16 protein-coding genes are annotated in these 19,762 nt (G+C 47.9%); 10 read left to right on the top strand and 6 right to left on the bottom strand.

Annotation, left to right across the window (positions count from 1 at the left end):
* Positions 1–3: 3 nt before the first annotated feature.
* The gene (gene ispG / locus BLU47_RS06860; RefSeq protein WP_091960269.1) at positions 4–1,419 is read left to right on the top strand and encodes a (E)-4-hydroxy-3-methylbut-2-enyl-diphosphate synthase; all 1,416 of its coding nucleotides are present in this window, start codon (positions 4–6) and stop codon (positions 1,417–1,419) included.
* 22 nt (positions 1,420–1,441) lie between these two features.
* On the opposite strand, the gene BLU47_RS06855 is transcribed toward ispG, so the two are convergent.
* Positions 1,442–2,578, bottom strand: a complete 1,137-nt coding sequence (locus BLU47_RS06855) for a GNAT family protein (RefSeq protein WP_091960266.1) — start codon at positions 2,576–2,578, stop codon at positions 1,442–1,444.
* A 272-nt stretch (positions 2,579–2,850) separates the two neighbouring features.
* Between BLU47_RS06855 and BLU47_RS06850 the strand changes: the two genes are divergently transcribed.
* From BLU47_RS06850 to BLU47_RS06840, 3 genes are read left to right on the top strand one after another with little or no spacing between them, the layout of a single operon-like run.
* A complete protein-coding gene (locus tag BLU47_RS06850; RefSeq protein ID WP_091960590.1) occupies positions 2,851–3,231 on the top strand; it encodes a cupin domain-containing protein in 381 nt (126 codons plus the stop codon).
* A gap of 17 nt (positions 3,232–3,248) precedes the next feature.
* The gene (locus BLU47_RS06845) at positions 3,249–4,844 is read left to right on the top strand and encodes a pectate lyase (protein WP_091960264.1); all 1,596 of its coding nucleotides are present in this window, start codon (positions 3,249–3,251) and stop codon (positions 4,842–4,844) included.
* Positions 4,844–5,770, top strand: a complete 927-nt coding sequence (locus BLU47_RS06840; protein WP_091960261.1) for a DMT family transporter — start codon at positions 4,844–4,846, stop codon at positions 5,768–5,770. Before BLU47_RS06845 ends, BLU47_RS06840 begins: the two co-directional genes overlap by 1 nt.
* Here the strand turns inward: BLU47_RS06840 and BLU47_RS06835 are convergent.
* Positions 5,753–7,654 carry an AAA domain-containing protein gene (locus BLU47_RS06835; RefSeq protein WP_091960258.1) on the bottom strand — a complete coding sequence of 634 codons (1,902 nt, stop codon included), beginning with the start codon at positions 7,652–7,654 and terminating at the stop codon, positions 5,753–5,755. The two genes, BLU47_RS06840 and BLU47_RS06835, sit on opposite strands and share 18 nt — an antisense overlap.
* A 3-nt stretch (positions 7,655–7,657) precedes the next feature.
* Entirely contained in the window at positions 7,658–8,296 is a 639-nt protein-coding gene (locus BLU47_RS06830) for a cytidylate kinase-like family protein (RefSeq protein WP_091960255.1), read from the bottom strand.
* Between the two features lie 120 nt (positions 8,297–8,416).
* On the opposite strand from BLU47_RS06830, the gene BLU47_RS06825 reads away from it, so the two are divergent.
* The 5 genes from BLU47_RS06825 (at position 8,417) to BLU47_RS06805 (ending at position 14,265) form a co-directional block, all read left to right on the top strand.
* Positions 8,417–9,826 (top strand): RluA family pseudouridine synthase, encoded by a 1,410-nt coding sequence (locus BLU47_RS06825; protein WP_091960252.1) that lies wholly within the window; start codon positions 8,417–8,419, stop codon positions 9,824–9,826.
* A 24-nt stretch (positions 9,827–9,850) separates the two neighbouring features.
* A complete protein-coding gene (locus BLU47_RS06820) occupies positions 9,851–10,156 on the top strand; it encodes a Dabb family protein (RefSeq protein ID WP_091960249.1) in 306 nt (101 codons plus the stop codon).
* A gap of 898 nt (positions 10,157–11,054) precedes the next feature.
* Positions 11,055–11,474, top strand: coding sequence for a GtrA family protein (locus tag BLU47_RS06815; RefSeq protein WP_091960246.1), 420 nt, complete (start codon positions 11,055–11,057; stop codon positions 11,472–11,474).
* Between the two features lie 6 nt (positions 11,475–11,480).
* A complete protein-coding gene (locus BLU47_RS06810) occupies positions 11,481–13,046 on the top strand; it encodes an NAD(P)/FAD-dependent oxidoreductase (protein ID WP_091960243.1) in 1,566 nt (521 codons plus the stop codon).
* Between the two features lie 415 nt (positions 13,047–13,461).
* Positions 13,462–14,265 carry a hypothetical protein gene (locus tag BLU47_RS06805; protein WP_143025495.1) on the top strand — a complete coding sequence of 268 codons (804 nt, stop codon included), beginning with the start codon at positions 13,462–13,464 and terminating at the stop codon, positions 14,263–14,265.
* 691 nt (positions 14,266–14,956) lie between these two features.
* Here the strand turns inward: BLU47_RS06805 and BLU47_RS06795 are convergent.
* The gene (locus BLU47_RS06795) at positions 14,957–15,970 is read right to left on the bottom strand and encodes a GGGtGRT protein (protein ID WP_091960234.1); all 1,014 of its coding nucleotides are present in this window, start codon (positions 15,968–15,970) and stop codon (positions 14,957–14,959) included.
* 13 nt (positions 15,971–15,983) lie between these two features.
* Positions 15,984–16,685: an iron-sulfur cluster assembly scaffold protein gene (locus BLU47_RS06790; protein WP_091960232.1), complete on the bottom strand. Its 702-nt coding sequence runs from the start codon at positions 16,683–16,685 to the stop codon at positions 15,984–15,986.
* A gap of 187 nt (positions 16,686–16,872) precedes the next feature.
* On the opposite strand from BLU47_RS06790, the gene BLU47_RS06785 reads away from it, so the two are divergent.
* A complete protein-coding gene (locus BLU47_RS06785) occupies positions 16,873–17,361 on the top strand; it encodes a C-GCAxxG-C-C family protein (RefSeq protein WP_091960230.1) in 489 nt (162 codons plus the stop codon).
* 1 nt (position 17,362) lies between these two features.
* Here BLU47_RS06785 and BLU47_RS06780 read toward each other — a convergent pair whose 3' ends face one another.
* Positions 17,363–19,729, bottom strand: coding sequence for a C10 family peptidase (locus BLU47_RS06780; RefSeq protein ID WP_091960227.1), 2,367 nt, complete (start codon positions 19,727–19,729; stop codon positions 17,363–17,365).
* Between the last annotated feature and the right edge of the window lie 33 nt (positions 19,730–19,762).

Genomic DNA, 19,762 nt, shown 5'->3' with positions numbered 1-19,762 from the left:
CCCATGAGTCCCATTAGCCCTATTAGCCCCATAAGCCCTATACATCGAAGACCCACCACTGTCGCCCATGTGGGACAGATAACCATTGGTGGTGACAACCCTATTCGTATCCAGTCGATGGCTACGAAGGATACCAATGATACAGAAGGTTGTGTGGCTCAGGCCAAACGCATCATTGACGCTGGTGGCGAACTGGTTCGTTTCACCACTCAGGGTACCCGTGAGGCAGAGAATATGAAGAACATCTCGGCCCGTCTGAAGGCTGATGGCTACATGACACCACTGGTGGCTGACGTCCACTTTACGGCTCACGTAGCTGATGTGGCTGCACAATATTGCGAGAAGGTACGTATCAATCCTGGCAACTATGTTGACCCAGGACGCACGTTCAAACACCTGGAGTACACTGACGAGGAGTATGCCGAGGAACTGAAGAAGATTGAAGCAAAGCTCGTTCCTTTCCTGAACATCTGCAAAGAGCACCATACCGCCGTGCGTATCGGTGTGAACCACGGTTCGCTCTCCGACCGTATTATGTCGCGTTATGGGGATACTCCGGCGGGCATCGTCGAGAGTTGTATGGAGTTCCTGCGCATCTTCAAACGCGAGCATTTCGACGATGTGGTCATTAGCATCAAGGCTTCTAACACCGTTGTCATGGTGACAACCGTCCGCCTGTTGGTTCAGACAATGGATCAGGAAGACATGCACTATCCCTTGCACCTGGGTGTGACGGAAGCCGGTGAGGGTGAGGATGGACGTATCAAATCAGCTCTCGGTATCGGTGCCTTGCTCACTGAAGGCATTGGAGACACGATTCGTGTATCATTATCGGAAGAACCCGAGTGTGAGATTCCGGTAGCCCGTAAACTGGTAGATATGATTCCTGAATGTGCCCAACTGCGTGCAGAGGCTGAGGCCAGCATCAAGGATGATACCATCACGCTGACCATGGATGCTCCCGACTGGGAGACTTTCCAACTCAAAGCTGCGATGGCTGTTGGTGCTCTGCTGATCGACCGCAAGGCCACGAAACTGGTCATAAAGTCCATGAGCCCTGTTGGTTCCAAGAATCTTGTCGAACTTGCGGACGCTATCCTGCAAGCTGCCCGCATCAAGTTCACCAAGACGGAATACATCTCCTGTCCTGGATGTGGACGTACCTTGTATAACTTGCAGGACACCATTGCCCGCATCAAGGCAGCAACAAGTCATCTGGTAGGCTTGAAGATCGGTATTATGGGCTGTATTGTCAATGGTCCTGGTGAGATGGCTGATGCCGACTATGGATATGTTGGTGCAGGACGCGGCAAGATATCCCTCTATAAGCAGAAAGTCTGTGTAGCGAAGAACATTCCCGAGGATGAAGCTGTCGACCGACTCTTGCAGCTTATCGCAGAGAATGAATCTATTAAGTGAGCTGAAGCCATTCCGTGTCGTCTTATAGCATCTTGCGGTAGCAACGATGACGACGATACGGAGTGGCTTCCAAGTATTGCCATTGCGACAGCACACCTTCGTTGCTCTCCATCTGCGGACCTGTGATAGCCCACTCGAAATGGTAGCGTTGGAACCAGCGGATGAGATCGTCGAAGATGAGCGCATTAGCACCCTTGGAGCGATATTCGGGCAATACACCGATAAGCAGCAAGTCGACGAGTGGCGTCTTGTGCCATTTGAGGACTTTCAGCATGTGCCACCATCCGAAGGGCAGGAAACGACCGTCATGTGTCTTCTGCATAGCCTCAGAGAACGAGGGGAAGGTGATGCCGAAACCGACTAGTTTGTCACCATCCATGATTCCCGTCACTAAGTTCAGGTCGGCTATCTTAATGTAGTCGTTTACCAGTTTGTTAATTTGGTGATCGGACAACTGGCTGAAACCATAGAGATCTTTATAGGTGGCATTAAGCAAATCAAAGATCTTATATCCCCATCCCTCATCAATCAGTTCCTTGCGCGTAAACTTATGAACACGCAGACCATAGCGTTTACGCACCATTTCGGTGATTTTTGAGAACTTCTCCGGCACGACCTCTGGCACTTTCACCTTCATCTCCACGTAGTCATTGTCTTTCTTGAAACCCTGCATCTGTTCCATGTGTTGTGGATAGTAGGGGTAGTTATAGTTGACGTACATGGTGGATAGCTGGTCGAAACCGTCAACAAGCATGCCTTCGCGGTCGGTGTCAATGAAGCCCAAGGGTCCGGCTATCTCCGTCATGCCCTTGCTCTGTCCCCATTTCTCAACAGCCTGTAACAAGGCAGAACTGACAGCGATGTCGTCGATAAAGTCGAACCATCCGAAACGTACCTGATGGCAGTTCCATCGTTCATTGGCACGTCGGTTGATGATAGCTGCCACACGGCCCACCATCTTGCCGTCTCGGAAAGCCATGAAATAACAGGCTTCACAACATTCAAAGGAGGGGTTTTTATCTTGTCGCAGTGTCATTATCTCATCCCTGTATAGATAAGGCACAGCACAGTTGTTGCCGCGATACAAATCGTAGTAGAACTGGACGAACTGTACCAGTTCTTTATGGTTAGTCACTTGTTTGATTTCAATCGTGCTCATTCTTTATGTTGAGTTAAAATCGACCAAAGGTCGAGTTCTCATTTTTCTTTTCAATGTGCAAAGATACAAAATAAAATGAAAATGTATCATGAGAAAGTGGAATTTTTGGCATAAAAGTTAAACGAAAACGAATTACGAACGTCTTAATAAAAATTTATTAGAACAAATAAAGTATAGTAACAATGAAAAAAATGATTTTGATGGCCGTGACAATGATGGCCGCACTAACGGTAAGTGCACAGAACCAAGGAGATTGTAAAAAGAAATGTGATATGAACGAGAAAAAATGCGAAAAGGAATGCTGCCAGAAGACGCGCAGTGCCAGTTTCCTCTATGAGAAGGATTTGAAGTGGGAAGATGCAGAGCCGGGTGTACAGCGCCAGATCATGGGCTACGACGGTCAGCTGATGGTTGTGAAGGTTAAGTTTGAGAAGGGTGCCATCGGCAAGCCCCACAGACATTATCACACTCAGGCCACCTATGTTGCCAGTGGTAAGTTCGAACTGACCATTGACGGTGAGAAGAAAATCCTAAGTGCTGGCGACGGCTATTATGTGGCTCCTGATGTGCTTCACGGTGCCGTATGTCTGGAAGCCGGTGTGCTGATTGACACGTTCAGCCCCATGCGTGCTGATTTCTTGGGCAAGAAATAAGATAAAACAGTACAACCATGAAACGGCTGACCTTATATGTTGCAATCTTCCTTGTCGCCTTGTCCGCAAAGGCTGGCGACAAGGAGGTAGAGCAGACCATGCGCCGCGCCACGCAATACATGATGGACGTGGCATCTTACAAAGGTGGATTCGTATGGAACTATCTGCCTGATTATTCGCGACAGTGGGGTGAGCTGGAGGCTTGGCGTACGATGGTGTGGCTTCAATCACCAGGTACGCCAGACATCGGACAGGTGTTGCTGGATGCCTATCATGTGACGGGCGACGAATATTATTACGACAGTGCCTGCAAGGTGGCACGTTGCATCATACATGGTCAGCAACCCTCAGGAGGCTGGAACTATATGTTCGACTATGAGTCAGAGGAGACCACAAAACGCTGGTATGCCACTATCGGTCGTCAGGCCTGGCGATTGGAGGAGTTCCAGCATTACTATGGCAATGCTACTTTCGACGACGAAGCAACGATGCACAGTGCTGAGTTCCTGCTCCGCATCTACCTGGAGAAAAAAGATCCAGAGTTCCATGCCGCCTTACAACGTGCTATCGGTTTCTTCTTGAAGAGCCAGTACGAGAATGGCGGGTGGCCTCAACGCTATCCGTTGATGTATGATCACCCGTTCCGTGGTCAGGCAGATTATTCGTCGTTCATCACGATTAATGACGACGTGATGCCTCGTAACATCGACTTCCTCATCCAATGCTATACCTCGTTGGGAATGGAAGAACTGAGGGAACCTATCCTGAGAGCGATGTACTGTATGCGTGACTTACAACAACCACTGCCCTTGGCAGGGTGGGCTGACCAGTATAGTGTCAAAGACCGTAAGCCGGCACATGCCCGTAGTTATGAGCCACGCGCGGTGAACACAGGAACGACTGTTGCCATGATTCGCCAGATGGTGGAGTTCTACAAGATGACGGGTGACAAGAGTTTCTTACAAGGAATTCCCAATGCTATCCGCTTTTTGGAGCGTCAGCAGTTGCCTGATGAATGGGTGTCGATGCTAGGTCGTCGTCCGTTGGGTGAGGGTGATATCTTCCTGCCCAGATTCATCAACCCCGACAATGGTAAACCGATGTACGTACACCGGAAGGGTTCCAACGTCGTGAATGGTGAGTACTATACCGACAGTATTCCTCAGGGAACGATAGCCCATTACAGTTCTTTCTATTCAGCCAATCCCGAAGCGCTCCGCCAACTGCTACGTGAGACGGAGGCATTGGATGCCAAGCAGTTGCAGGAGAATTCTCCCTTGAAGCAGGCTGCTACCAGCGGTCCGCAAGAATGTTACTATCGTCGTCCGATGGGTGCGCGCCGGCAGTTTGGCATGCCAAGTGTTGATGCCGTCATCTCCTCGTTGGATGAGCAAGGCCGATGGCTAACCGTTTTCAACCAGATTTCCAACCCTTATCAACCGATTCCGTCCACCATGCCTGCCAGTAGTGAGGACCGTTCTTATGCGCAGAAGATGGTAGGTGATGAGTATGATACCTCGCCTTACGAGAACCGAAGCGTGAAAGGTATCTCCACGCGAACCTATATCTGGAACATGGTGATGTTGATGAACTATCTGCGCAACCGGAAATAATGCAGTATTTAGGTGAATTGATTTCTATTGGCGTGGCTTTCTCCTGGACTGCCACCGCCCTTCTTTCAGAGTTTGGCAGCAAGCGTATGGGCAACTTGGTGCTCAATGTGTTGCGCATGATGCTTGCCTTACTGTTCGGCTCGTTGATGTTTTGGCTGACAACAGGCAGTCCGCTACCGCTGAGTGGTTCCATGCAAGCCTATGGTTGGATGCTGTTGTCAGGACTGGTAGGCTATGTCATAGGCGACTATTGTCTCTTCCAGTGCTATATCATTATCGGTTCGCGTTTCGGACAGCTGTTTATGACATTGGCTCCCCTTGCTGCAGCATTTACTGCCTGGCTTTCCTTAGGCGAACAAATGACCTTCATGAGTATGGTGGCAATGCTGGTCACCCTCTCTGGTATTGCCATCTCGGTCTTAGGCCGTGGAGAGCACCATCGGGTGTCATTGAAACTGCCCCTTAACGGGGTGCTTTTCGCCATCGGAGCAGCTGTATGCCAAGGCGTAGGACTGGTGCTGAGCAAGATAGGCATGAACTATTACGAAGCTTCTATGGATGGACAGCAGGCAGCATGGCTCTTGCCGTTCTCTGCCAATTTCTTCCGTTGTATTGCAGGTCTGTTGGGTTTCACCTTATTATTGTATTTCAAGGAAGGACTGAAACCCCTGCGTGAAGCCTTGTGTGACAAGGTAGACATGACGGCAGCAACCACCACGACCATCTTTGGTCCGTTTGTGGGAGTGGGCTTCTCGCTGATGGCTGTCCAGTACACGGGTGCAGGAATAGCCAGTACACTGATGGCGCTGACGCCTATTATCATCATCCTGCCATCCTATTGGCTGTTCCGTCAGCCAATCACCTTTAAAGGCGTGTTGGGAGCACTGATTAGTGTGGTGGGCGTGTCTTTATTCTTCCTTTCCTGACAATTGTTGGATGTATTGCCATAGCTGGCGATAGAAAGGGTGGCGAGTCAATGTGTTCTTGTCGCCCAGGATAATCAGTTTCATGCGGGCTCGTGTGATGGCTACATTCATGCGTCGCAGGTCGCGTAGGAATCCGATTTGTCCGTCGTCGTTGGCTCGTACCATAGAGATGATGATGACGTCGCGCTCCTGTCCCTGGAAACCGTCGACGGTGTTGACGCTGATGAGTCGTCGGAAGGGTTTGAAAAACTCCCGTTTCATCAGTAGGCGCCGTAAGTGTTGCACCTGGGCCCGATAGGGTGAGATGATGCCGACGTCGATACGCTCGTCCAAGATGCGTTGCTTGCCGATGCGCTCGAAATAGTGTTGCAGGGTGTTCAGCGTGAGTTCTGCCTCTGCCTTGTTGATTCGCCCGAAGGATTCTCCGACGAATTGTTCGTGGTAATCGGGCTTTTCTAGATTGTCTAGATGATTGGGACTAATCCATTCTATTGGGATATCCAGGTCGAGGATGCTGCGGTATTTTACCTCTGGTGCGCTCTCCACCTTTCCCTCATAGAAATAGTTGCTGCTGAACCGCATGATGTCGTCGTTCATGCGGTATTGTATCTTCAGCAAGGTGACGGCCTCCGGATGCATTTCCACGATGCGCTCCATGAGTGTCTTGCCTAGTCCGGCTTTGAGGGCTGCGATGCTCTTGACGGTGGGAGGAAGCTGACAATGGTCGCCAGCCAGGATGACGCGACTGACACGGCGCATGGGAATCCAGCAGGCTGCTTCCAGGGCTTGGGCTGCCTCGTCGATAAACAAGGTGCCAAACTTCTGACCGTCCAATAGGCGATTGCTGCTGCCTACCAACGTGGAGGCGATGACGCGAGCCTCGCCGAAGAGACCGCTGTTGATGCGGATTTCCAGTTCGGTAGCCCTGCTCTTCAGGCTTTCCAGTTTCTGGTGGAAATGCTCATCAGCGCGTTTCCGATGGCTACGCAGTTCACGAATAGCCTTGCGTATAGCCCATAGCTGGGTATAGTCGGGATGGGCTTCGAAGCGACGCTCATAGGTAAACGACAGCATCTTGTCGTTCACTCGGGTGGGGTTGCCGATGCGTAACACGTTGATGCCTCGGTCAACCAGTTTCTCGGAAATCCAGTCGACGGCCATGTTGCTCTGTGCGCAGACCAGCACCTGGTTCTCGCGCATCAGCGCCTCACGGATAGCTTCTACGAGCGTTGTCGTCTTGCCTGTTCCTGGCGGTCCGTGTACGATAGCCACATCCTTTGCCCTCAGCACTTGGTTGACGGCTTCCTCTTGTGTGGGGTTCAGGTAGGGGAAGTGCAAGGAAGGGAAGACAAAGGTCTCAGGTTTCTGGTGTGAATAGAACAGGTCGCGCAGGTATCCCAGCCGTCCTTTCCCCTTGATGGCACGGTCCAGGGCGTCCATCATGGTTCGATAGGATGTCTCGTCGAACGACAGTTGGACACCCAGGTTCTCGGCATTCTGCAAGTCAAGGACGCTTGTGCCGTCAGGTATGGTGATGACCATACGGTCGCCATCGGCATAGCTGACGGTGGCTGTATAGCGGAAATACGAAATCTTGGAATGGTCTGTGTCGACGGAAAAGAACTGGACTGGTCGACCGAACTCAAAACTGTGCTCAATATCCGTATCGGTCTGGCGCATCACCTCGACAGCCAGTTGGTTGAGTGAGTTGTAATAGCTGCGGATGACTTTGACAGGCCACCATGCATCGCCGCGTTTCACCTTCCGTTCTATCCCGATCTGTTCGGTCTGCTGACGGAAGGCCTCCTTTTCAGTATTATACTCCAACTGCAACAAGAGGCGTTGCTGTTGGAGTAGTTGTATGGGCGATGTTTGTGGAGCCATCTCTTAGTGGATGTATTTCATGATGATTTCCACGGCTTCATCCTCCGTATGGTCGTCCATGTTGATGACCAGGTCGTAGTTGCGCGTGTCGTATCTTGAAGTACCCGTGTATTTCTTGACATAGTTCTCGCGCATCTCGTCCACCTTGGTGATAATCTCGCGCGCTTCCTCAGCGGAGATTCTGCGTTTCCTAATCAGACGGTCTATACGGTGTTGCATGGAGGCTTGAATCAGAATGCTCAGGTGGTTGGGATGATCGCGGAAGATATAGAATCCGCTACGTCCGGCAATGACACATGAGCCGTCGTCTGCCATACTCTTCAGTATCTCCGTCTCTGTCTGGAAGATATCGTCTGTTAACAGGAAATCGGGAATACTGTTGGGGGTTCCTATGTACTGAGGGGCCACGTAGTTAGGCATCACCATCATGCTACGCTTGAAGTCTGCCAACCAGTTGTGCTTCTGTCCTTTCAGACGCTCAATCTCTTCAACGGTGAGGTGGTACTGGTCTTTCAACTGTTGGATGAGTACCTTGTCATAGAAAGGAACCATCAACTTCACGCCTAGTTTCTCACCAATGGTTCTGCCACCGGAACCCAACTCACGATTAATCGTAATGACAAATTTCTCGTTCTTCTTCATGCTGATTAATTTAAAAAGTGTTAGTGTTAGTATGTCTTAGTGGTTGCAAAGATACAATTAAGTAAGCACAAAACCAAAAAGATGGATGATTATTTGAAAATTTTATATACCTTTGCAACGATGGAACACTTACATCCGCTACATACCGACCTGCAGAAGCCCCAGCGTTTTACCTATCCTTTCTGCTATGAGCCGCATCCGCTATGCCAGTTGGCGGCTCGTGAGGTGCAGACCTTTATCGGCAGTCATGTGGAAATCAGGGAGGATGCTGACCGAGGCAAGATGTTTGGCGTGTTGGTGGTGGAGCATCAGGGTAGCTTGGCTTATCTGGCGGCTTATAGCGGGTTGTTGGCAGGCAGAAACGATTGGGATTTCTTCGTGCCTCCCGTCTATGATGCGCAACAGCCCGACGGACATTTCAAGACGACGGAGCGCGAGATATCTCTCACCGCTCACCTCTCTCCACTTACTTCTAAAAAGATGTCGCAGGACCTGCAGATGTGGCTCTTCCATCAGTACCAGTTGCTCAATGCTCGTGGTGAGGTAAGGGATTTGGTGGACATCTGGCAAGATTATTATGCCCGACCAAAATTGCGTGAGAAGTATCCGTTGCCTCCAGGTGGGACGGGTGACTGTTGTGCGCCAAAGCTCTTGCAATATGCTTATCAACAGGGGTTGCATCCTGTATGTATGGCGGAGTTCTGGTGGGGTGCTACGACAAAGACCGAACTGCGTCAGCATCTGAACTACTATCCGGCTTGTCGGGGTAAGTGCAAGCCCGTCCTCACGTGGATGTTGCAAGGGTTGGAGGTAGATCCTGACCCTGAGCTTCAGGGCTTTGCCCGATTGGAGGTGAAGACCATCTATGAAGACGATGCTATGGTGGTGGTCGACAAGCCCAGCGGGATGTTGTCTGTGCCCGGACGCATTGAGGATTATAGTGTCGAGACCGTCATGCAGCAACGCTATCCTGGCTGTATGGTTGCTCATCGGCTGGATATGGGGACGTCAGGACTGCTGATTGTCGCAAAGACGTTAGCGGTGTATCGCCTCTTGCAGGAGCAGTTCATCAAACATCAAGTCAGGAAGAAATATGTGGCGATGTTGGAAGCCCACCCAAACCCTCCCCAGGGGTGGGGTGTTAAATACCAGCAATCAACTAACCAACATCCCTCCCTTGGGGAGGGCTTGGGTAGGCTTTGCCGCATTTCCCTTCCGCTCCGTCCTGACCCGATGAATCGTCCGCGCCAGGTCGTCGACTTGGAACACGGCAAGCCGGCGGTGACGGACTACGAGTTTCTGAGCTACGATCTTGTAGCACTCTATCCGCAAACGGGTCGCACCCACCAGCTCCGCATCCATTGTGCCCATCCCGACGGGTTAGGTCGTCCTATTGTGGGCGACGAGCTCTATGGCACGAAGGGCGACAGATTGATGCTCCACGCCTCGGAGATATGGTTTCGTCACCCCATTACAGGTCAGGAGATGCACCTCGCATCCTCTCCCCCCTTCGTTGATTCTGAAATTTAATCTTTAATTTTTAATATAAAAAGTATGGTTAAGCACATTATCCTCTGGACATTGAATCCAGAACTCTCAGAAGAAGAGAAGAAAGCCGTTAAGGCAGGTATTAAAGCTGGTTTGGAAGGACTTGTAGGAAAGGTCCCCGGACTCATCGACGTAAAGGTACACATTGACGGACGCCTGGCATCCTCGAATGCCGATGTGATGTTAGACAGCACCTTGGAGAGCGAAGAGGCGCTGAAGGGCTATGCCGTTCATCCTGAGCACGTCGCAGTAGCCAACGGAAAGGTTCGCCCCTATACCGTTCAGCGCTCTTGCCTCGACTTCGAAATCTAAGGCTCTCTCAAGGTTAGGAATCGCCTCCAGGCTTTGTTTTTAGTCCGTCCCGACGGACTGCGAGTCCGAACCTACGGACTCGCGGCTACTATTAATACCCAAGGTTGTTCCCCCATAACCTTGGGTTATTTCGCAATAAGCGTCCCTTATTCATCAATAAGCGTTCCTTATTCGACGCAAAAAAAAGTTTTTCGATTTTACCCTCCCTTCCTCCCTTTTTCGCTCGGAATCCCTTTATTTACTGGGGTTCACGGACGGGAGGGAAAACAAACATCCCTCCCGTTTCCCTCCCGTCTAGGGTCCCTTGTTTTCAAAATGGGAGGGAGCGAACCAAAAAAAGGGAGGGTAACGGGAGGGACAATCATTCTCCCTCCCGTGCCTCAAACGCCCTGTACATCGGCATTTGAGAGGGGTGACGGGAGGAAGGGAGGGTAAAATCGCAATTCCTATTTCTCCGAAAGTAATTTTCGTTACTTTCGGAGAAATTAATTTTCTATTCGGAGTAATGGTAATTACTTCCGGAAAAACTTTGTGGATTCAGAATTAATCTTTATCTTTGCAGACGATTCGAATAGCCTGAAAGGGTTGAGAATCATCATTTTTGTGGTATAAAAGGACGTTTACGGACGTTATCTTCACTTGCTAATCTCGCAAATTACGCATTTCACCGAAGATACGCAACCGAAGCGTTCACGTTGGTGTATTGTAACTAGCCCTACCTTAGGTGGGGTGTGTCAATATATCTCAACGTGGGCTATCTCGAGTTGCTTATCCTGGTGAAAGGGCAATGCGAGAGCCTGCAAGTGGGATAGGCAGAAGTAGAGCACCCACGTTTCTTTATTTTATGTATTTAGCCAAATCCGGGAGACTATAGGCACTGAGATAGAATTATCTGAGTATGGGGCTTATAGTAAAATTATTCGTAAATGACACCAACAACTGGCTTGCACAGCTGTTTCGTTATATAATCGTCGGTGGAATTGCTTTTCTTGTTGACTATGGACTACTTTTCTTACTAACCGAATATTTCCATTTTCACTATCTGCTTTCTGCTACCATTTCCTTTATAGCAGGACTCATCGTCAATTATGCCATCAGCACTCGCTGGATATTCAGAAATTCTAAGCTTGATAATCGCATGATGGAATTTATTATTTATAGTCTTATAGGCGTCATTGGTCTTTTAGTCAATAACGCAATGCTTTATCTACTGACAGATTGTATTCATATACATTATATGCTATCAAAACCAATAACCGCAGCTATCGTTATGGCATGGAACTTTATAGGACGTAAAATCATATTATTCAAATCATAAAAAGCAATGAAAGAAGAGAATAAAAAAGCAATTATTGTAGGTGCAGGACCTGCTGGTATAACAGCAGCTTATGAACTGCAGGAAAGAACCGATATTCATCCCGTTATTCTTGAAGAAACGGAAGCTATTGGCGGTATATCACAGACAGTGAACTACAAGGGTAACAGAATGGATATCGGTGGCCACAGGTTTTTCAGTAAGAGCAAGAGAGTAACAGATTTCTGGCAGAAAATAATGCCCTTGCAAGGCGCACCTTCACAAGATGACATAATCATTGGGAAAAAGAAGAATCTATCACCCAATGGTCCTGATCCTGAAAAAGAAGACAGGGTTATGTTGGAGCGTGAAAGGGTCTCCCGTATTTTCTACTTGCGCCATTTTTTTGATTATCCGATATCACTCAAATGGAGTACATTTAGCGGTATGGGATTGTGGAGAACTGTTCGTGCCGGATTCGGGTATCTTAAGGCTACAATAGTCAAACTTCCGGAGACATCACTTGAGAACTTTTATATTAATCGTTTTGGACGCCAGCTATACAGTATGTTTTTTGAAGACTATACTGAAAAGGTATGGGGTATTCATCCTTCTAAACTTGGTGCAGACTGGGGATCACAGCGAGTAAAGGGATTATCAATATTGACCATCATTAAAGACATGCTTAGTAAAGCCCTTGGCATAAAAGGTAAAGGTAAGGTTGAGACATCTCTAATTGAATCGTTTGTATATCCCAAATTGGGACCAGGCCAGTTATGGGAAGCTGCTGCAGAGGATGTCAAGAAACGTGGTGGCGAAATATACATGCAAAGCAAAGTGACAGGCATTCAAATTACCGATGGACATGTGGTTTCTGTTGAAGTATTAATGCCAGATGGAAGCAAACAGCAAATGGACTGTAAATACCTATTCAGTAGCATGCCTATTAAAGATCTTATCGCATGTATCAAGGGGATAGAAATTCCTGAAGATGTACGCAGGATTGCTTCGGAACTTCCATATAGAGATTTCATAACTGTAGGTCTGCTGGTTAAGAAGCTAAACATGCACAACCAAACAAGCATTAAAACCTACAAAAACAGAATACCAGACACATGGATTTATATTCAAGAACGCGACGTCAAGATTGGAAGACTTCAGGTTTTCAACAACTGGTCACCCTATCTGATCAAGGACTTTAAGGAAACGATGTGGATAGGACTTGAATACTTCTGCTCAGAAGGTGATGAATTATGGCAGATGTCCAAGGAGGATTTTATTAATATGGCCATCAAGGAACTCGTTTCCATAGGATTCATTGAGGCCAGTGATGTGCTTGATAGCACTCAGGTTAAGATCCGAAAGGCTTATCCTTCTTATTTTGGCTCATACTATGAATTGGACAAGGTGAAACATTTCTTGAACCAGATAGACAATTTGTATTGTGTTGGACGTAATGGTCAACATCGCTATAACAATATGGATCACTCAATGCTTACAGCAATGGAGGCTGTAGATGCTATTTGTAATGGGAATAATAACAAACAAGCTATTTGGGCAGTAAATACGGAGGAAGATTATCATGAAACTAAGTAAAGATTTGAAGATTATTTATTTGTTAGCAATAGCAAGTTCACTTATACTTATTTTGGGATGGGGAGTTCTAAAAACGCCTGATAGTCCTACGTATGTCGAAGCATGGGATCATATTTCAAATGGTGAAATAGACATATTTCGAACCCCCATATATCCTATTTTCTTGGGCTTAATGAAACTGGCTTTTGGAACTTATTTCCTTACAGCAGCCATTTGTGTACAACATATAGTATTTCTTATCTCAATTCGATTCTTCTATATAATAACACAAGAGTTATGTTCTTCCTTCAACATTAGCTTCTGGATCACTTTATTTTATTCAATCTTCCCGTGTATAACTACCTGGAACAATTTTATTCTTACAGAGTCTTTTGCTTTTTCTGGAACCATTTTTTTGATATATCTTATAATAAAGATGACACATCAGGAACATAAAATCTATTGTACGATAATAATTGCTATTTTGTTATCTATGTTAATGCTTCTAAGACCAGCATTAGTTTATATGCTTCCTGTTTTCTTTATTGGATGGAGTTATTTCTTTGTAAAAAAGCAGAAAATGATTGCAACCCTTGGAATAATAGGAACTCTTTTTGCTACTGTCTCACTCTTTTCATATATGAAAGTATTTGAAAATAAGTATGGAATATTATCTTCTTCATGTGTTGGCACCATCAACCAAATGGTTATTGCTTATCAATACAACCTGATTAATCCTGATGTCATTGAAAATGGACAATTAAAAGAAGATATCGAAAACAAGTCCAGAGAGGTAAGTATAATGACGCTGATTAAATCTTATGGTCTTAAAGATGTTCACAATGTAATTATGGATTCATATAAAAGCCATCCTAATAAAGTAATAAAAAGTTGTTTTGGTCGTTTGTATCGATCTAAATCAAAATCTTTATTCCTAACTTTAGCACCAGGATTCGCAACAGTTTTTGATATGATCGGATTCAATCTCAATACGCTTTATCTTTTTATAATTATCTACACTATCATCCTTTTACGTTGGATTTATATGAAACGTTCATTACCATGGACTACATCTTTTATATATATGTTAGGTGTAAGTAACATAATTGTTGCTATTATTGGAGCTCAAGAAGAGTGGGAAAGATTAGTTCTACCTTCACTTCCCTTATATTTATTATTGTTTGGACAATTATGTACTCTGTTTAGTGTCAAATCCGTCAAGCAACTAGAATTAAAATAAAGAAAATTCCTTTTGGAGAATTTGCTACAAATTCCTATGGAAAGACCATTAAGAACGCTGGGATTGGTACCTGTTTCTCATCTAAAAAAATCAGAGGAACATATAGCCTCAAAAACATTATGCCAGCTCTGCTAATCATTTCCTGAGTTTCTCCGTAAGTGATAGACCACGGAACGGTTCTTGCTTAGGCAAGCGACTTCGTCAATTATTCTGATTCGTTTGAGAACTCCGCAAAATAACCCTGCCTTACGCAAAAATAAGGCTGGGTTTATTGCGTGAAAAAAGGTACTCCCACCTGATTGATTCTAAGACGCAGGAATTGGAAGAGGCTCGTTCAATAGCCGAATCTTTCTTATTTAATGCTGTATTTCATCTGCAGTTTCAAGAAGGGTTTTACATGATCATACATGCGCATGTAGGTCCTGTTGTATCCGCTTTCTCGTAGTCGTATTGTGAGAAGTGGCTCCGTCTACCGATGCCGTGATACTCAGTTTTTCTCTTGGGTCGCCTAACTGTGCCAAAGCTATCATGCACTGAAATAAAGCCAGGCTAACAAACATGATTCTTTTAGTAATTTGTGTTGTCATGTTGATTATAACGCTCTCCCTCTTTTTTTTTATTGTAGCTTTAACAATAAAAAAGCCTCGCTTCAATTACTGAGCGAGGCTTCTTTTTATGGTGTAATCGTCGATTACTTGTTCAGGGCGAGGTCGATAGCAACGGCGATAGCTACGGTGGCACCTACCATTGGGTTGTTACCAATACCCAGGAAGCCCATCATCTCAACGTGAGCAGGAACAGAAGAAGAACCTGCGAACTGAGCGTCAGAGTGCATACGACCCATGGTGTCGGTCATACCGTAAGAAGCAGGACCAGCAGCCATGTTGTCGGGGTGCAGGGTACGACCCGTACCACCACCGGAAGCTACTGAGAAGTAGGGCTTGCCAGCCAGTGTGCGCTCCTTCTTATAGGTACCTGCAACGGGGTGCTGGAAGCGGGTGGGGTTGGTAGAGTTACCCGTGATAGATACGTCAACGTTCTCCTTCCACAGGATAGCGACACCCTCGCGAACATCGTCAGCACCATAGCACTTTACCTTCAGACGGCTGGGGTTGTTGCCATAGGGAACCTCCTTGACAACCTTCAGCTCAGAGGTGAAGTAGTCGAACTGAGTCTGTACGTAGGTGAAACCGTTGATACGGCTGATGATCTGGGCAGCGTCCTTGCCAAGACCGTTCAGGATAACGCGGAGGGGCTTCTTACGAACCTTGTTGGCCATCTCGGCAATCTTGATGGCACCCTCGGCAGCAGCGAAAGACTCGTGACCAGCCAGGAAGGCGAAGCACTCAGTCTCCTCGCGGAGCAGACGGGCAGCCAGGTTACCGTGACCGATACCAACCTTACGGTCGTCAGCTACAGAACCAGGGATGCAGAAGCTCTGCAGACCGATACCGATAGCCTCGGCAGCGTCAGCAGCGGTCTTTACGCCCTTCTTGATAGCGATAGCGGCACCACAAACGTAGGCCCACTTAGCGTTCTCGAAGCAGATACGCTGGGTGTCCTCACACATCTGGTAGGGGTCTACACCAGCCTTTTCACAAATCTCGTTGGCTTCCTCGATAGAGTTGATGCCATTCTCCTTCAGAGCAGCAAGAACCTGGTTGATACGGCGCTCCTGACTCTCAAACTGTACTTTTCTAATCATTGTCGTATCCTCCTTATTCTTTACGTGGGTCAATAGCCTTTACTGCACCCTGCTCCTCAGTCGTGCGACCGTAAGAACCGGTGTTCTTCTTCATAGCCTCATTGGCGTCCATACCGTTCTTGATGGCTTCCATCATCTTGCCCAGGTGTACATACTCGTAACCACAAACCTCGTTGTTGGCGTCGAGATACATCTTGGTGATGTAACCCTCGGTGAGCTCCAGGTAACGGGTACCCTTGGCAACGGTGCCATAGAGTGTACCGGTCTGTGAGCGGAGACCCTTACCCAGGTCCTCCAGACCAGCGCCGATAGCCAGACCGCCCTCAGAGAAAGCACTCTGAGTACGACCATAGACAATCTGCAGGAACAGTTCGCGCATAGCGGTGTTGATAGCGTCGCAAACCAAGTCGGTGTTCAGAGCCTCCAGCAAGGTCTTGCCAGGAAGAATCTCACTGGCCATAGCTGCTGAGTGAGTCATACCGGTGCAACCGATGGTCTCAACCAAAGCCTCCTGGATGATACCATCCTTCACGTTGAGGCTCAGCTTGCAGGCACCCTGCTGAGGAGCACACCAACCAATACCGTGGGTATAACCCGAAATGTCCTTAATCTCTTTTGCCTGAATCCATTTGCCCTCCTCGGGAATGGGTGCAGGTCCATGGTAGGCACCTTTGCAGACGCTACACATGTTTTCAACTTCCTTTGAATAAATCATTTTTGTATGAATATAAAATGAATAATAAAATATGTATTCGTTTAGACCTACAAAATTACTCAGTAAATTCCAACTTTCCAAATCAACTTTCCTATATTTAAGAACAATTAACAAGGTATTTTGCCACTTGTTTGCTGTATTGCCAAATTCTTCGTAACTTTGCCAAGTGCATATTACAAAACGAGAAATGAAAATTGAAGAATTGAATCTTGACGAACGTGTAGAGCGTGCTGTCGAGAATTTTATGGCGGGATATGGGTGCTGTCAGAGTGTTGTTGCTGCCTTTAGCGACTTGTATGGACTGGACGAGATGATGGCCAAGCGCATAGCTGCCGGTTTTGGAGGTGGCGTAGGGCGGATGCGCATGATGTGTGGTGCCGTTTCTGGCATCGTTATGCTTGTTGGTCTTGACTGTGGACAGACTGAGGGTAGTGACCGCGAGGGCAAGTCGGCCTGCTACAAGGTTGTGCAAGAACTGCTTGCCCAGTCGCAGTCTGAGAACGGCAGCCTGATCTGTGCCGAGATATTGGGACTGAAAGGTCACGAGAAAGCACAATGCAGCTATGTGGCATCACCTCGTACGGCGGAATATTACAAGACGCGCCCTTGTGCTGCCAAGGTGGAGAGTGCCGCTCGCATCTTCGCGGACTATCTGAAATCGAAGTCGGATAGGTAACTTACTTAATCACGACCTTCTTGCCATTTTTAATATAGAGTCCTTGCTTTGGCTTGCCGTTGAGACGGCGCCCCTGAAGGTCGTAGTAGGGAGCATCCAGGTTGCTGTCCACCGTGCGGATGCCGTCGATAGCCGTTACACCCTGAGGGGTCACCTTTGTGCCCATCTTGACGGTGACATCCAACAGGAAATCGCCTAAAAAGAATCCGGCATAATCGGGATATACCATGATGTGTGCGTCTTTCTGCACATCCACTTTGTCTAAGATACCATCCAAGGCCAGTGGGAGCAGTTGGAGAATCTGCCCCGTTGGTATGGGGTCATACGATATGCCCTTCATAGGCGTCTCTGCCCCTTCCATGTCCGCCAGCATGATAATGCTGTAGGGCCTCTGCCATGTGCGTGTGTCGTTGTTCTTGATGTAGAACTCGGCCTCTAGGGTCCTGTTATCCTTATAATCTATCGTGTAGTCCACCATCTGAAGGTCGTAGAAGTGCGGACTGTTCTCCACGGTGACTTTGGCTTTGTCGTGAGTTACCAACCCTAAGAAATACTCTAACTCGACATTTATGTCTCCTTGACAGGGTATGGTCATGGGATAGGTCAAAGTGATGCGCTCACCGGGATAGATTTCGGTAGGACGCAAGGTTGTCTTGGGGTCCAGTGCCGACAAGGACTTTCCTTGTTTTGACTTGCCGGAAACGTTGAGTCTGGTGACTGTGCTGACCTCTTGCTCGTCCTGGTTCTCAACGACAACTACCAGGGTGTTCTCCTCCAGCGGTGTCGGTGTTGTTTCAAAGTGGGCATCTACGATTTTCAGTTTCATGGAACGACGGAGCGTAGCCTTCGCATCCTTTACATCCACATAGAAGCACTGTCCCTGCTCACAAAATGTCTGCCATGTTGCTGTGGCATCGTCGGCCTCGCGGGCTATCGGCCAGAGTGCATAGCTACCGTCGGCCAGCGACAGCTGCTTAGTCTTGTAAAACTGACCGGCAATCATTCCATTGATGTACTTGGTGGTCGTATCGTTCTTCAATACGGGAACGAAAGTGCCGTCATCATTCCTGATGCCTAAGCCCATATAATAGGCCGTATTCTCTAAATTGAAATCGGTGTATGCCGCCTGATAAACCATGACAGTATCGACTGTGATCAGTTCGTTGTAAAGAGTCAGTTTCTTGACGACTTCCGGCACTTCCGTCTCCTGTCCTGTGCTTTTCTCCATACCGAGGATAATCTGCTGGTTGGTAGCAAAGCCAAGGTCTGTGCTGGAGGCTGACCCCACGCTGGTGTTATCTTTGGGGTTCAGCACGTTAATGGCGAAATAGCCGTCGTTCATCCCTGCCCATCCCCAATTGACGTGGAACATGCCATTGCCGTCATAGCCGTCAATGACAAACTCATGACCACCGCTGGAGCTCTGTCCGCTGAAACACACAGGGCGCTTGTGGTTCAGCTCGTTCCATATCACCTGCTTCCATCCCTCGATGGTATATCCGGAACGGTTGACGTTATGGGTGGCTTGTGAATAGCCAAAATAGCGTCGCAAGGCATTGACAATGAACTCATGTTGCGTACCCGACGCTTCTGGCGTATAGGTCATCTTGACGGCCTGTCCGCAGTAGCGCATCAGTTCGGCAACAGCCATACGCTGAGCCTCAGTACCAGGCTGTTCTGTGGTATAGTTGGGCAGCATCTGGTCCCACTTGAACGTGGTGGCAGGCAGTTCTGGCAGCGTACACGGCTCTTTTTCATTGTACATGAAGGTGTAGGACGGTATCGTGGTCGTGGCATCCTGCGGCCATCGGTGGTAGTACATGACCTGAGCCATTGCCGTAGCCACACATCCCGTGGCACTGTGCTTGCCTTTCCAGCTGCTCTTCTCCGTGCCTTCATAGACGGGTGTCATCAGGTCGTATGGCTCTATCTGATACCACGTTGTCTGGAGCATCGGGGTAATGGGCGCCAAACCGGTGTCTTCGGTCTGCTGAAAGGCTGTGTAGCTTTTGCTGAGACGGCAAATATCGTCGGCATAGCTCTGAAGCCACGAGCGCATATTGTCGGGCATGTCGTCGGTGTCAATACTTCCCGTCAGGCTATAGCCCAGGATGGGTATGGTACGGTCGTCGCCAGAGGCTATGACATATCCCCCACCCTCTATATTAAAAGCATAGAGCAGCTGTGTACCGGCATCGGTTTGCTGCATATTGAGGGAAAGCTGTGCGCGATGCATCGCTGATGATAAACCTTGGCGTTGTTGCATGAAGGCACGAGCCTTCTCCATGGCCTCTTGCTGGCTCACTTCCGCTGCGAACATGGTTATCCCCGTAGCGAGAATAAAGAGTAATGTTACAATCCTTTTCATTGTTTCATCGGTTATGTGTAGGTAAATCAGTCT

The organism is Prevotella sp. tc2-28 (assembly GCF_900107705.1).
In the GTDB taxonomy this organism is placed as follows: Bacteria; Bacteroidota; Bacteroidia; order Bacteroidales; family Bacteroidaceae; genus Prevotella.
This window is presented reverse-complemented; position numbering and strand designations above follow the sequence as displayed.

Coding starts and splice junctions, on each gene's coding strand:
- BLU47_RS06820 (WP_091960249.1), top strand. CDS start 9,851: ATGGTTAAGCACATTATCCTCTGGACATTGAATCCAGAACTCTCAGAA.
- BLU47_RS06840 (WP_091960261.1), top strand. CDS start 4,844: ATGCAGTATTTAGGTGAATTGATTTCTATTGGCGTGGCTTTCTCCTGG.
- BLU47_RS06780 (WP_091960227.1), bottom strand. CDS start 19,729: ATGAAAAGGATTGTAACATTACTCTTTATTCTCGCTACGGGGATAACC.
- BLU47_RS06810 (WP_091960243.1), top strand. CDS start 11,481: ATGAAAGAAGAGAATAAAAAAGCAATTATTGTAGGTGCAGGACCTGCT.
- BLU47_RS06795 (WP_091960234.1), bottom strand. CDS start 15,970: ATGATTAGAAAAGTACAGTTTGAGAGTCAGGAGCGCCGTATCAACCAG.
- BLU47_RS06815 (WP_091960246.1), top strand. CDS start 11,055: ATGGGGCTTATAGTAAAATTATTCGTAAATGACACCAACAACTGGCTT.
- BLU47_RS06825 (WP_091960252.1), top strand. CDS start 8,417: ATGGAACACTTACATCCGCTACATACCGACCTGCAGAAGCCCCAGCGT.
- BLU47_RS06830 (WP_091960255.1), bottom strand. CDS start 8,296: ATGAAGAAGAACGAGAAATTTGTCATTACGATTAATCGTGAGTTGGGT.
- BLU47_RS06790 (WP_091960232.1), bottom strand. CDS start 16,685: ATGATTTATTCAAAGGAAGTTGAAAACATGTGTAGCGTCTGCAAAGGT.
- BLU47_RS06855 (WP_091960266.1), bottom strand. CDS start 2,578: ATGAGCACGATTGAAATCAAACAAGTGACTAACCATAAAGAACTGGTA.
- BLU47_RS06785 (WP_091960230.1), top strand. CDS start 16,873: ATGAAAATTGAAGAATTGAATCTTGACGAACGTGTAGAGCGTGCTGTC.
- BLU47_RS06850 (WP_091960590.1), top strand. CDS start 2,851: ATGAACGAGAAAAAATGCGAAAAGGAATGCTGCCAGAAGACGCGCAGT.
- BLU47_RS06805 (WP_143025495.1), top strand. CDS start 13,462: ATGACACATCAGGAACATAAAATCTATTGTACGATAATAATTGCTATT.
- BLU47_RS06835 (WP_091960258.1), bottom strand. CDS start 7,654: ATGGCTCCACAAACATCGCCCATACAACTACTCCAACAGCAACGCCTC.
- BLU47_RS06845 (WP_091960264.1), top strand. CDS start 3,249: ATGAAACGGCTGACCTTATATGTTGCAATCTTCCTTGTCGCCTTGTCC.
- ispG (WP_091960269.1), top strand. CDS start 4: ATGAGTCCCATTAGCCCTATTAGCCCCATAAGCCCTATACATCGAAGA.